Origin of the sequence: Lactobacillus rodentium (assembly GCF_003423665.1) — a bacterium.
Classification (GTDB): Bacteria; Bacillota; Bacilli; order Lactobacillales; family Lactobacillaceae; genus Lactobacillus; species Lactobacillus rodentium.
Map to the genome: position 1 here is coordinate 13948 of NZ_BFBY01000002.1, position 14439 is coordinate 28386.

The window sequence follows — 14439 nt, forward strand, 5'->3', positions numbered from 1 at the left end:
ATATACAAAATAACTGGTCATAAATTGACCAGTTACTTTTTATTTATCATTTACAATTATTAAAGACTTAATTGCTTCCCGTTTATCCATTGCTTCATAAGCTTTTTGAATATCATCTAATGGAAAACGTTTAGTAAATACTTTACCAGGATTAATATTACCGGCTAATACTTCATTAAGCAGACGTTGCTTATCATAAGTAGTTACTGGTGCAATACCACCTCTTAAACCAATATTTTTCCAGAAAAGTTGGTTAGAAGCAGGCTCGGTTTGCGGTACACCAACACGACCAATGACGCTACCTGCACGTCCTACTTGACCTGCTTGTTCAATTGCACTGGTTGCTCCGACACATTCCAAAACGCTGTCTGCGCCCACGCCATTAGTGAGTTTCATTACTTCAGCTACAGCATCATCGCCACGACTGCTGACAATATCAGTTGCACCAAATTCTCTACCCAACTTTGCTCGATCTTCATGGTGACTCATTAAAATAATTCTTTTAGCACCTAATAAACGTGCACCAATAACACCACATAAACCTACAGCACCATCACCAATGACAACTGTGGTGTCTCCTGACTTTACTTCAGCACTTGCTGCAGCATGATATCCCGTTGCCATTACATCTGACAAGGCTAAGAGATTATTTAGTTGACTATCGGTATAATCTTCAGGTTGTCCAGGAATTTTAATTAAAGCCCAATTAGCATTGGTAAAGCGTAAGTATTCTCCTTGGTAACCACCATTAGAGCCTGGTTCTTGATTGAGACAGTTACCGTCAAATCCTGCACGACAATTAGCACAATAACCGCAGCCATGAGTAAAAGGAGCAATGACAAAATCCCCAGGGTGAACAGCAGTTACATCTTCTCCAATACTTTCAACAATTCCAATTGCTTCATGACCAATCGTTGAACCACCATCACGTTTAGCAATTCCACGATACCACCATAAGTCTGAACCACAAACACATGCCCGAATAACACGAATAATTGTATCAGTTGGCTTTTCAACTTTTGGCATTGGCATTTCTTTTACTTCAACTTTTTTAGGTTCAACAAAAATTGCTGCTTTCATTTTATTACCTCTTAATCAAATAAACTTACTCTATTATTTTAATATTAAGGTTAAAAATTAAATATTACTATCTATTAATACTGCTATGCATTGAGTGTATAGTGATTTTTATTTAAAAAAGTCTCTTATTATTTCTTTATAAGTTTCAATTGTGGCCAGATAACTTGAGAGCGTAGTATATTCATTAGTTTTGTGAGCCTGATCCCATTTATCTGATCCCAAAACTACTACTGGTAAGTCTGGTCTTCTTAAAGTAAAGACACTAGCATCAGTAGCACCGTTAATGATATCTAATTTTGGATCTTTAAAATTATTCTTAGCAGCTCTTAAAGCTAATTTCACAAAGTAATTTTCGGGTTTGGTTGCAATTGGCTGAAAGCTCTGAAAAACATTTAAGGTCAATTTATAATCTGAGTTTTGATTAATCTCATTTACTAGATTTTGCAAACGTTCAATTACTTTTTGATTTGGAAAAATTGCAGTTGGGCGAATATTTCCTTTCAGTGAAGCTTTGTCAGGGATAATGTTAACTTGATTACCACCCTCAATGATAGTAATACTATGTTTTAATTCCCCTAAATATGGGTCTTTCTCGATATCATTAAATAAATCTTTTTCTCGATTAATAAATTCTACCAGCCCTTGAATGGCATTAATTCCCTTTTCTGGTTTTGAACTATGAAAAGCACGTCCTTCACTAATAACCTCATAATTCATACTACCAGAATGGGAAAAATAATATTTCCTCCAGTTGGTTCACCAACTAAAAGTGCACTTAAATCTTGGGCAATATTTTGATCTTGTAAACGATTAGCACCAGGTGTCCCATATTCTTCACCCGCTGTGATAATTAATCTTATTTTTCCATTTTGTGGTAATTGTTCTGCTTCTTTTAATTCAATCAAACTAATAATTTGCGCGGCCAAACCACTTTTCATATCACTACTACCACGACCGTATAATTTATCACCAATAATTGTGGCCGTAAAAGGTGGATACTGCCACTCTTTTTCATTGACTGCAACTGTATCCATGTGACCAGTAATTCCAAGAATTTTTTGTCTAGCTTTATTTCCTACTTCGGCCACCAAATTTGCTCGCTGATCTCCAAATTCATCTATTTTTGACTCAATACCATACTTTTTTAATAATTTGAGTAAATATTGTGCTACTTCTAATTCATTTCCATTAACTGAATTAATTGCAATTAAATCTTTTAGTATTTGTACTTTTTCAGTATCTTTCATTTTTCCATCTTCTTCATTTATAACTTTACAAAAAAATCCTGCCAAAGCAGGATTTTAGATTATTAAAGATTTTCATCCATATTAAAAGTTAATTTAGACATGTTGATTGAATCAGTAAACATTTGGCCCATTAACTTATCACTTTCTTGACGAGTATACTTAACCGTCTTTTGATTTTCCTTAGTTAAGTAATTAGTCAATTCTTCACCAGAAAGCCCTTCACTATCCTTAATAATTTCTTCAACACGCCCACGGTAGTAACGGTTTAAGTCAGTGAGGTAGGTAATATCTAATTGAACAAATTGAGGATAATGACTTTCAACTAAAGCAGATAATGACTTGTAGTACCACCAAGCATCCCGGTTATTCCACTTCATCTTGGTGTTCTTATAAGTTGGATCAGTATCATTCATGTTAGTAAAGAATGGAACATATGGTGAAAAGGTTGGGCCACCAATACATAACCACATGATAGCAGCTCTATCCTCAGGAACATCACTTCTTATTTGTAAAATATGTGAGTTTTGCGTTCTGTTCAAACCAATTGGACGATAGCGGTGCTTTTCTTCTTCTGTTCCCTTACCGTATGGATCATATGGCGTATCTTGATAATGTGAACCTAAAAGATATTCAATATCTTCACGGGTAATTTTCTTGTTAGCACGACGAATAAATGGGATATCACCATCTTCAGGATCTTGTTCAATATCTGGGTTAAAGTACTTTTGAATATACCATTGACGACTAGTATTGTAGTGACGATCTTGTTCAGTATAAGTACCAAAAATGTGACGGAAGTTCCAACCTTCGTGGTCTGGGTTTAAATCATGTTCTTCAACAAATTCTTGAATTCCTTCTGACCACATAAAGTTATCCGGATCGTTAAAGTCAACTTGTTGAATTGCCACACGGTTACCAGTTGCTGCATAACAATCATCTGGAATACGCTGTGCAACCCAGTGGTGACCAGTAACAATTTCCATGTACCAAACTTCATCTTTATCACTAAATAAAACTGAATTTCCTGCTGGAGAACCATATTTAGCAATTAATTTACCAAGGTATTGCACACCATCACGAGCAGAATGAATATATGGTAAAACAACGGTTTGCATACAATCTTCATCAAGACCATCTTTTACTAATGGATCAAAAGCTAAAGTTCTTTCGTTACCATAAGTAGATTCAGTACATGACATGGCGACATTTTCTTCGTTAATACCACTTTCATCATAGTACCCTTGAGTCTTGTAATCTACATTAGGTACAGCCGGTACACGTTGCGCATTTTCAGGTAATTCCATTTGGAACTTATTAAGCCATGATTTAATCTTGCGTCCCTTTTCACCTTTAACAGCGGGTTCAATAATGAAACGTTGCGGGGTAATTGGACGGAAAGTATCATCATTGCGGGCAATCATAGTTGAGCCGTCAATTGATGCCTTTTTTCCTACTAAAATTGTGGTACAAGCACTTAATTTACTCATAAATTTTCTCCTTAAAATATCTAAATCAACCCTTGGAACAAGCCAATTGCAAATTTCTCGGCATCAAAATCAGCCAAGTCATCAACTTTTTCTCCTAGACCAACAAGTTTTACTGGCAAATTCATTTCATTTCTAATGGCAATAACTACTCCACCCTTAGATGAACCATCAAGTTTAGTCAAAACTAAGCCAGTTAATTCAGTAGTCTTATTAAAGTCTTTTGCTTGTAATAAGGCGTTTTGTCCGGTTGAGCCATCTAAAACTAATAAAACTTCATTTGGTTGATCAGGTAAAATCTTCTTGATTGTTCGTTCAATTTTATCAAGCTCATTCATTAAGTTAACTTTATTTTGCAAACGACCAGCAGTATCAACTAATAAGTAATCAATCCCCTGTTCTTTAGCCTTACTTACTCCATCATACACTACTGAAGCAGGATCAGCATTTTCTTTTCCAGTGATTACTTCAACACCATCACGCTTGCCCCATTCAACTAATTGTTCAACGGCACCTGCTCTAAATGTATCACCAGCAACCATCATTACGGATTTGCCAGAATCTTTTAACCTTTTAGCTAATTTACCAATGGTTGTAGTTTTACCTGCACCATTAACACCGACAAAAAGATACACATTTGGTTTTGCATCTGGATCATAAGTTAAGGCTGAATCTTTATTATTTTCACCTTGATCATAAATTTCAACTAATTTTTCAACAACCACTTGTTTTAATTCATCGTGACTTTTAGCCTTTTGTAATTTTGCTTCATCACGTAAAGAATCAGTTAATTGCATGGCAGTTTCATAACCAACATCTGATTCAATTAGTAGATCTTCAAGATCGTCAAAGAAATCTTCATCAACACTTCTGAATTTTGCGAAGAAAGCATTTAATCTTTCACCAAAAGTACGGTTAGTTTTTTCAAGGCCTTTATCATACTTTTCCTGGTCTGCTTCTTCAGTCTCTTCAGTAGTCTCAACTTTTGTATCTTCAGAATCAGTCTCTGTTTCATCATCACTTGAACTTTCTTCAGGTACAGATTCAGATTCTATTACTGTTTCATCAGTAACCTCAACCTCATTACTTTGAGTACTAGTTTCTTCCTTATTTTGACTAGCATTTGAACTTTCTTGCTTTTCTTGTTCAGTAACCACACTAGTTTTTTCATTTTCAGGAGCTTGAGAATTAATTTCAGCTTGTTGATCTTCTTGTTTTAGGTCTGATGAACTTGCTTCTTGCTTATCTTCAGGCGTTGCTACTTTTTCTTCAGTTTCTGAAGCTTGTTCCTCTTCCTCTGATTGAGAAGTATTTTTCTCATCTTCGACTTCTTGTTCGTCTTTTTTATTAAATAGTGACTTTTTGATTCGATCAAATAAACCCATTATTTCACCTCATCCTTTATTTCTTTTAAAGATACTGATAATACTTGTGATACTCCCGATTCCTGCATTACAACACCATAAAGCTGATCAGCTTGTTGCATTGTTCCACGACGGTGAGTAATAACGATAAACTGAGTTGAGGTATCATAACGACTCAAGAACTTGGCAAATCTAGTTACATTTGCTTCATCTAGAGCAGCTTCCACTTCGTCAAGAATACAAAATGGCACTGGATTTACTTCCAAAATGGCAAAGAGCAGTGTAATGGCAGTTAGCGCCCGCTCACCTCCGGAAAGTAATCCTAATCCTTGTAATTTCTTACCAGGTGGTTGAGCAATAATATCAACTCCAGTTTCTAATAAATTATCAGGATCAGTTAAAACTAATTGCGCCTTACCACCACCAAACATTAAAGGAAAAATCTTTTCAAATTTTGCCTCTATTTGGTCAAAAGTGTCTTTAAAGCGTTGTTTTACATTCTCATCAAGAGCAGACATAGATTTTTCAATATCCTGACGTGCCGTTAAGAGATCATCCTGTTGTCCATGCAAAAAATCATAACGAGTTTTTACATCTTCGTATTCTTGAATCGCATTTAAATTAACTGGACCAATATCTTCAAGTGACATTTTATTAAGTTTAACAGCACGTTGAAGTTGTTCACGAGCTTCAGATGTATTTTCTTGCGAACATAAACTTCGAGCAGCTTCATAAGTTAAGGCATAATCTTCACGTAGTTCTGTTAACCTCTGATCAATTTGTCCACTTAATTTACTTGCTTGAACTGATAATTGTTCTTGTTCATCCGCAGCATCTTTACGTAAATCATAATTTCGGTTAGCTAGTAATTCTAATTGGTTGATTTTTGCCTCTTGTCGACCAAGAAATTCATTGGCTTCAACCAATTCGGTACTTAGTTGATTTTTTCTTTTGGTAAGTGATGCAATTTCTTCCTTAATTTCAATAGTTGATTTGCCATTCTTACCACTATTACCTAAATTATTAATCTTATTATCTAAGTCAGTAATTTGACTTTGATTATTCTTCAAATTTTGACTAATTTGTGCTTGCTGTGCCTGTAAATTGCTAATTTGATTATGTACAACAGCAATTTGTGAATTAAGTTCACTAAGTTGAGCTTGAATTTTGGTATAGGCCTGATCCAAATCCTCTAAAGTAGCTCGTATCTGAGCCATCTTTTCTTTATATTTATCTGCTTTTTGATCTAAATCACTACGTTTTTGCTTTTCACTAGCTAATTTTTGTTTTAATTCTTCTAATTCACTAGCCCTTGCTACTTGCTCAGCATCTTGGAGTTGTTTAAGCTTTTGAATTCGTTCAAGATCACGTTCTTGATTTTGATATCTAATGGCTTGTTCATTAATTTTTTGTTTTAATTCTTGCAAATTATTTTGCAGTTCCTGCAAAGCTTTATTATCTTGAGCAGAATTTATTTGTAATTTAGTTAATTCTTCTTTCAACGAACTAACTTGTTGAGACAAAGTGGCAACATTTTGATTAAGACGATTAATTTCTGTATTTGTTTGGAGCGGAGAATTATTGCGTCGATTACGTGCTCCACCAGTCATACTACCACCAGGGCTTATAATGTCACCGTCTAAGGTTACAATCCGATAATAATGACCAGTTCGTTTTTGAATTCTTAAAGCCGTATCCATATCTTGAGCAACTAGTACATTACCCAATAAATAATTAATAGCCCGTGAAATATCAACTTTAGCCTTTGACTTAACTAAGTCAGCTGCTACCCCAATAAAGCCATCAATTGTTTGCAAGGTATTAATGGTAGAAGTTGCAATTGTATTTTGACGCACACCATCTAATGGTAAAAACGTTGCGCGGCCTGCATGATTTTGTTTAAGTTTAGCAATTGCACCGCGAGCATTTTCACGCGTCTGGGTAACAATATTTTGGACTCCCGCTCCCAAAGCCGTAGTCATGGCTGCTTCTAATTCATTGGGAAAATTAATTAATTCACCAATTACTCCGACCACGCCCTTAAAGTCCTGTGACTGATTTAAAACATATTTAACCCCTGCATAATATCCTTCATGTCTTTCTTGAAGACGTTTTAAACCATTTAATTGTGCACGGTGTTGGGCTATCTGAGTCTCTAATTGTTGAAGTTTTTGCGTTAAACTTGCTTCTTTTTCTTTTTGATCTTTAACTTTATTTTCTTGACCTGCTAATTGCGCTTCAATCTGCTTTCTTTGCGCAACTAAATCACTACCCTTTTCTTTTAATTGGGTTAGCTTCTTTTTGGCTTGCTCTAACTCATGGTCCATTGCTGGAGTCGAATTATTAGCCTGCTTTGTACGTTCTAATTCATTATTTAAATAGACAACCTGATTATTAGCAGAGGTTTGAGCTTGTAAAATATCAATATACTCAGTTCGTAATTGTTCTAATTGCGCATTTAACTCTTCTGGATCCTGTTGCAAAGCATTAGCTAAGTCTTGTTTTTGATCATTTAATTTGGATAAACGATCTTGTTCGTTAGCTAAATTAGCTTCATATTCCTTTAAAGAATGAGTTAGCTTTTCCCCTTGTTTAATTAATTCTTGCTTTTGAGTTTCATATTCCTTTTTAGTTGCGGCATCATATTGACTAGATTGTTCTTTAATTTGCAAGTCAGTATTAAGTTGCGCAATATCTTGAGTTAAGTTCAAAAGCGACTTTTGTTGTTCATCTTTTTTCTCATGCCAAGCATTATATTCTTGGCGATATTTTTCCAGGTTTTCTTTGCTTTCTTTAACTTCGTGATCAAGTTTATTTAAAAGATTCTGATTCTTTGTGGACTTAGATACAACTTGCTCTTTTTCTTGATTTAAATTTTCAATTTCTAAGGCCAATAACTGCTTTAAATTAATATCAAGTTTTTCTTTAGCAAATTGATATTCCTTAGCTAAAGAACTTTGCTCATGAAGAGGTTCAACTCGATCCTCTAATTCTTTGACTAAGTCATTAATTCGAATCAAATTATTATTAGTTTGTTCAAGTTGTTTAAGCGCCGTTTCTTTTTGTTGCTTGAAATGCAACACACCAGCGGCTTCTTCAAAAATACTACGTCTTTCTTGCGCTTGAGAATTTAAGATTTGATCGACTCTTCCCTGAGAAATAATCGCCAAACTATCATGCGATAAACCCACATCCATAAAGAGATTACGAATATCTTTTAATCTAACTGATTGGTTATTAATAAGATATTCATTATCTCCTGAACGCAAAATTTTCCTGGTAACTGTTACTTGATCATTATTAAAATTGAGTTTGCGATCATGATTATCAAAAACTAAACTCACTTCAGCTTTATTTAATGGCGGACGTGATTGACTTCCGGCAAAAATAATATCCTTCATTTTTGCACCACGAAGCGACTTGGCAGAACTTTCCCCCATTACCCAACGAATTGCTTCAGTAATATTACTCTTCCCACTTCCGTTGGGTCCAACAATCCCGGTAATTCCAGAATCATAATTAATAGTTGTTTTGTCTGCAAATGACTTAAAGCCATTTAAAATTAATTGTTTAAGCGGCAAAATCTCACCTATTCATAAAATTATTTTTTCAATGCTTTAGCTGCAGCTTGTTGCTCAGCTGCTTTTTTATTTCTTCCAGTTCCAGTTGCAACTTTTTGATTATTTACCAAAAGTTGAACAGTAAAGGTCGGTACACTTTCATCTTCAGCAATAACTTCATATTTGATATCAATTGCACCATTTATCTGTAATTTTTCTTGAAGCTCTGTCTTGTAATCACGGGATGCATCAAAGTCCCCTTCATCAATCAAAGGATAAACAGTTTGTTTAAGAAATCTTTGAACCGCTGACATCCCTTGATCAAGAAATAAAGCACCATTAAAAGCTTCAAAAACATCTTCTAAGAGCGTCTTACGATTACGTGCACCAGATTTTTCTTCACCATTACCCAAGTAAATCTCATTTTGAAAACCTACTTCTTTAGCAAATTCAGAAAAACCTTCAGTTCGCACAATATTAGAACGCATTCTAGTTAGCTGACCTTCATTCAGCTTAGGATAATTACGATAAAGATAATCAGAAATGGCCAATTCCAAAACTGCGTCACCCAAGAATTCTAATTTTTCATAATTATGTTTGCCATGATGTTCATTGGCATAAGATGAATGCGTAAAAGCTCTTTCTAATAAATCTTCATTATTAAATTCAATACCATATTTTTCTTTTAAATTTTTTTTGAAAGCTACTGATACCATTAAATCGTCCTTTCATCTAACTCCTTAATTATACCCATTTTTAGAAGGATAAAAAAGCACACAAAAGAGCCATCTTATTAAAAAGATGACTCTTTAAAAATATTTAACTAATTAACTTATTTTACGTATGCAATATGGTACCATAAGCTGTTAGCATCTGATGGTTTAGTTGAATAACCTGTTAATTTATTATTCACCGCAGTAACTTGGTAAGCATTTGCTACTGGTAATACATAAGCTTCATCATGCATATATTGTTGCCACTCATGGAACTTATTTACACGATATTTATTATTAAATGCCTTTTCAGAATCCATTTCATTTAATAATTCAGTATTCTTATCAGTTACAAAACGTCCATAGTTAAATGGTGCCTTTTCGCCATAAAGATCATTAGGTGAAGGTTCTGATGATAATGACCATGCACCTAAAAACATATCAACTGAAGAAGAATCATTTTGTAATTTATCATAGAAGGAATTCATCTCAAGCAGACGGCCACTAGTTAATTTAACGTTTAATCCTAACTTTTGCCATTGTTGAATATAATTTTGAACAATTGGTTCTACTGCTGAACTACCCGTGGCATAGTCAGTTGTTTTGGAAGCAAGATAAATCGTTAAAGGTTTACCATTAGGCTGAGTACGCCACTTACCCTTCTTCTTGTAACCAGCCTGATCAAGCAATTTATTGGCTTTCTTCATATTTTGAGTATAGGCTTTAACATCAGGATTGAAGTAATCACCAAATTGTTCAGGAATTAAAGTAGGTACTTGGAAGGCTAAACCTTTGGTATAACGTTTAGTTACAGGTTCAATATTCATACCATAAGCAATTGCTTGACGTAAATTTTTATTATTCATCTTGGCATTAGGATCCATGACATTTTTGCCTTCTTTAGCATCCCATTTACCAACTTTAAAACCTAAATATGAATATGCTAGTGGTACTTGCTTTACAAAGTTTACTCCACTTGTATTCTTAACATCATCCCATTGGGTATTTACTACATCAGCAATATCATATTTGTTTGACTTAATTGCTTGACTAGCTGAGTTAGGACTTACTACAGAAAGACTGACTTTGTTAAGCTTAGGAGTACCTCTCCAATAATACTTATTAGGAACAAAAGTTACTGATTGACCACGAACAACTTTTGAAACCTTATAAGGGCCGAAGAAAATTGGATTCTTTCTAATTTGATCAGATGATTCTAATTTCTTAAATGGCACATCCTTTAAATAGTGGTAAGGAACAGCTGATTCCCAAATATAACCATTACCAGATTGCTTCATGCCCGGTTTCATTTCTTTAAAGTGGAGGACAATCTCTCGGCCATTTTCTCCATCTGGCATCTCAATTCCAGAAATAGTCTTTGCCTTACCATCATGATATTCTTCCAGACCTTCTAAGTCGGCCAAACTACTAGTATATCGTTGTGAAGCAGTATCAGGGTTAGCGATTATTTCATAGGCATACTCGTAATCTTTAGCAGTTACTTGCTTACCATCTGACCACTTGACACCCTTTTTAATATTAATTGTAACTGTTTTAGCATTTTCATTAATATCAATCGTTGCTGGACCTTTATTAGTATATTGATAAGTATTATTAGTATCAAATAAAGTTTCATTCGCAGGTGCCATTACATCTGTATCAGTTTGAGAAGTAGCTAATTCATTTGAAAAGATACCAGTAAATGGAGTATCAGTTTCAATTGCCTTAGTTACTGTACCGCCCTTTTTGGCAGTTTTAGTTGGAACAGCAGATTTAATCTTCTTGATTGAACTAGCATCATTTGAACTAGAGTTACCACAAGCGGCCATAGTTAAAGCCACACCCGTTAATAACGTTAAACTTCCGAATAATTTGGCTTTTTTCATATATTTATCCTCCAAAATCTGGAAATAATTTTTAATTACAATTAAATATTACCATCGTAATTTTTAAAATACAACAATTTTACTTATTTATTTTTAATTTTATTATCAAATAATCATTTTGATTAATTAAGCGGTTTAATAAGTATTAATCCCCTTTCATCATTCATCATTTCATTAAAAAACCTCTTATATTTTTTAATATTAAACAAAAAAATAAGGATTTAGTAATTACTAAATCCTTATTTAATATGTTAATTTTCACGTTGACGCGCATCAAATGCTCTTTGCAAGGCACGTCCAACATAGTTAATACTCAATGAAATTGCTAATAACAATATCGTAGCCGGTAGCCATAACCAAGGTCTCGTAGTAACGTTAACTGGATCATTAGCAAATCCAATCAAACTACCTAATGATGGTACATTACTTGGCAAACCATAGCCAATAAATGAAAGTGTTGTTTCAATTCCAATGTTTCCTGCAATTGTTAATACGACATCAATAATGATCATTGAGGTAATGTTGGGTAAAACTTCACGGAACATAATTTGTAAGTTTGAAGAACCGGATGTTTTAGAGGCCAAAACATACTCACGTCCACTTTGTGATAAAACAAATGAACGGTAATACCTAACAGTAGTGGTCCATCCAAACATGGCAATTAATAATACCAAAGTAAAGGCATTGTAGTTAGGAATAACAGTTACCAAAACAATTAAAATTGGCATTTGTGGCAAAATTTGAATGAAATCCACAATACGCATGATAATCGAGTCAGTTAAACCACCAAAGTATCCGGCAACTAATCCAATAACTAAACCAACACATTCGGTAATGATAGTGATGGCAACCCCAATAAAGATTGAGTTTCTACCACCCATCATTAACAATTGCACAATATCGCGACCACCATCGTCAGTTCCAAGCAAGTGGCCAGCCTCACCCCAACCATAATAAGCATCAGCAATATTAATTTGGGTAACTTGACTACTATTTAAAAATAAAGAGCCAACAAACGTAAATAGCAAAATTAAGATAATTATAATTAAAGCTATCATCGCGGTCGGATCATGAAAGATTTCTCTGGCTACAACTCTAAAACCTGAAGCAGGAAGAGTTGGCTTATTTTGTTTATCTTGTTTTGTTTCTTCAGCCATTTTTCTCTCCCTCCTATTGGACTCTAATTCTTGGATCAACAATACTCATGACAATATCGGAAATCAAATTACCGAGTAAAGTTAAAATACCGAAGATCATAATTAAAGCTGTTAAAGTAGTGTAATCACGTTGACCAATTGAATCTAAGAATAGTTTACCCATTCCAGGATAACTAAAGACAGTTTCAATTATCATTGAACCAGAAAGCAATCCAGTAATAGTAGTTCCTAAAAAGGCAGCAATTGGCAACATTGAGTTTCGTAAAATATGTTTATTAAAGACAACTTTATCAGGTACACCTTTACTGCGAGCGGTTCTAACATAATCTTCAACCTTGTTATCAACAATTCCAGTTCGTAAATATTGAACAGTTGCTGTAGTTGTGATTAAAGCACAGAGGATCGCCGGCAAGATGATGTGATATAACCTACTGCCTAAAATACCAAAGAATTCTGATGCAGTATCAGAAACTGATCCGGATACTGGGAACCAACCTAAAACAAAACCAAAAATATATAATCCCAAAATATAAAATACAAAGGCTGGAGTAGCCAAAGTTATATAGTTAAAGATTTGAATTGATTGGTCTTGCCACTGATCTTGGTGACGACCAGCAGTAATTCCTAAAGGAATTGCAATTGCATACGTAATAATTACAGTGACTAATGACAACCAAAAAGTATTAACCGCACGATCCCAAATTAAGGATGCAACTGGTACTTTTTGAATGTAGGATTGGCCTAAATCACCATGGAATAAATTACCAACCCATCGTCCATATTGCACCCAAACTGGATCGTTTAAACCATATTCTTGTTTTAAATGAGCGATTGTCTTAGGATCAGAGTTCGGATTAATCATCCCTGTAAATGGATCCCCAGGCATCATTTTAGCTAAGAAGAAAACTAAAATACTCAAAATAATTAATTGAGGGATCATAATTAAAATACGACGTAAAACTGTCTTCCACATTTTCTATTCACCCTCCTTTAATTCTTCTTGAATCATATCTTCTGGTAAAGCGACATAATGGCGATCTGAAACCTTCTTCAAAGGCAGAACCCGACCGTCTTTGTCATACCATTTGTCCTGATTATCCAAGAATTCTTTCTCTACTCTTTGACGTTCTTTTTTATGTTCTTCACGATGTTCAACGTCAACTTTAGGTATTGCTGAAAGTAGTCGTTTGGTATAGATATGCATTGGATCATTGTAAATTTGATCTCGATCACCAATTTCAACAAAACGACCACGGTGCATAATCGCAATATCTTCTGACATATGCTTAACTACACCTAAATCGTGAGAAATGAATAAGAAAGCGATGTTATATTGTTGCTGGATTTGCTTCATGAAGTTAAGCACTTGGGCTTGAACCGATAAATCCAGTGCTGAAGTTGGTTCATCAGCAACGATTAATTTTGGATTAGTTGCTACAGCACGTGCAACACCAATTCTTTGTCTTTGACCACCAGAGAATTCATGTGGGTACTTATAAATTGCATCACTTGGCATCCCAACGATATCAAGTAATTCTTGTACTCTTTTTCTTTCTTCATCAGTAGTTAAATTTTCAAAGTTTCTGATTGGTTCAGCAATAATATCTTCAATTCTTTTACGTGGATTGAGCGAAGACATCGAATCCTGAAAGATCATTTGGACATCTTTGTTATAATTCAGCTTCTTACGATTTGCTGCTTTAGTAACATCCACACCTTTATATAGAATTTGTCCGCTAGTGACTTTTTCTACACCGACAATTGCCTTACCAGTAGTTGATTTTCCAGAACCCGACTCACCAATTAAGCCGTATGTTTCTCCTTCTTTGATGGAAAGATTAATCCCATCCACGGCACGAACATAATCAGTAATCCGATTCCAAAAACCAGAGCGAATAGGATAATGGACTTTTAAATCTTTAATTTGAATTATTTCTTCTGCCATAAG

At 34.5% G+C, this 14439-nt stretch carries 9 protein-coding genes and 1 pseudogene; all 10 read right to left on the reverse strand.

The window, feature by feature from the left end; translation table 11 throughout:
* Positions 1–39: 39 nt before the first annotated feature.
* The 10 genes and pseudogenes from LrDSM24759_RS01385 to LrDSM24759_RS01430 all read right to left on the reverse strand — a co-directional run bounded on the left by LrDSM24759_RS01385 (position 40) and on the right by LrDSM24759_RS01430 (position 14436).
* Entirely contained in the window at positions 40–1080 is a 1041-nt protein-coding gene (locus LrDSM24759_RS01385; protein ID WP_117117709.1) for a zinc-dependent alcohol dehydrogenase family protein, read from the reverse strand.
* A 108-nt stretch (positions 1081–1188) separates the two neighbouring features.
* Positions 1189–2327, reverse strand: a pseudogene (locus LrDSM24759_RS01390) (ArgE/DapE family deacylase).
* A 62-nt stretch (positions 2328–2389) separates the two neighbouring features.
* Positions 2390–3814: a C69 family dipeptidase gene (locus tag LrDSM24759_RS01395; RefSeq protein ID WP_117117710.1), complete on the reverse strand. Its 1425-nt coding sequence runs from the start codon at positions 3812–3814 to the stop codon at positions 2390–2392.
* A gap of 20 nt (positions 3815–3834) precedes the next feature.
* The gene (gene ftsY, locus LrDSM24759_RS01400) at positions 3835–5196 is read right to left on the reverse strand and encodes a signal recognition particle-docking protein FtsY (protein WP_117117711.1); all 1362 of its coding nucleotides are present in this window, start codon (positions 5194–5196) and stop codon (positions 3835–3837) included.
* Entirely contained in the window at positions 5196–8756 is a 3561-nt protein-coding gene (smc, locus tag LrDSM24759_RS01405) for a chromosome segregation protein SMC (protein ID WP_117117712.1), read from the reverse strand. The genes ftsY and smc overlap by 1 nt, the downstream gene beginning before the upstream one ends.
* A 20-nt stretch (positions 8757–8776) precedes the next feature.
* Entirely contained in the window at positions 8777–9451 is a 675-nt protein-coding gene (rnc, locus tag LrDSM24759_RS01410; protein WP_117117713.1) for a ribonuclease III, read from the reverse strand.
* Between the two features lie 116 nt (positions 9452–9567).
* Positions 9568–11334 (reverse strand): oligopeptide ABC transporter substrate-binding protein, encoded by a 1767-nt coding sequence (locus LrDSM24759_RS01415; RefSeq protein WP_117117714.1) that lies wholly within the window; start codon positions 11332–11334, stop codon positions 9568–9570.
* A gap of 251 nt (positions 11335–11585) precedes the next feature.
* Positions 11586–12491, reverse strand: a complete 906-nt coding sequence (locus tag LrDSM24759_RS01420; protein WP_117117715.1) for an ABC transporter permease — start codon at positions 12489–12491, stop codon at positions 11586–11588.
* A gap of 13 nt (positions 12492–12504) precedes the next feature.
* Positions 12505–13464: an oligopeptide ABC transporter permease gene (gene opp4B, locus LrDSM24759_RS01425; protein WP_117117716.1), complete on the reverse strand. Its 960-nt coding sequence runs from the start codon at positions 13462–13464 to the stop codon at positions 12505–12507.
* A gap of 3 nt (positions 13465–13467) precedes the next feature.
* The gene (locus LrDSM24759_RS01430) at positions 13468–14436 is read right to left on the reverse strand and encodes an ATP-binding cassette domain-containing protein (RefSeq protein ID WP_117117717.1); all 969 of its coding nucleotides are present in this window, start codon (positions 14434–14436) and stop codon (positions 13468–13470) included.
* Between the last annotated feature and the right edge of the window lie 3 nt (positions 14437–14439).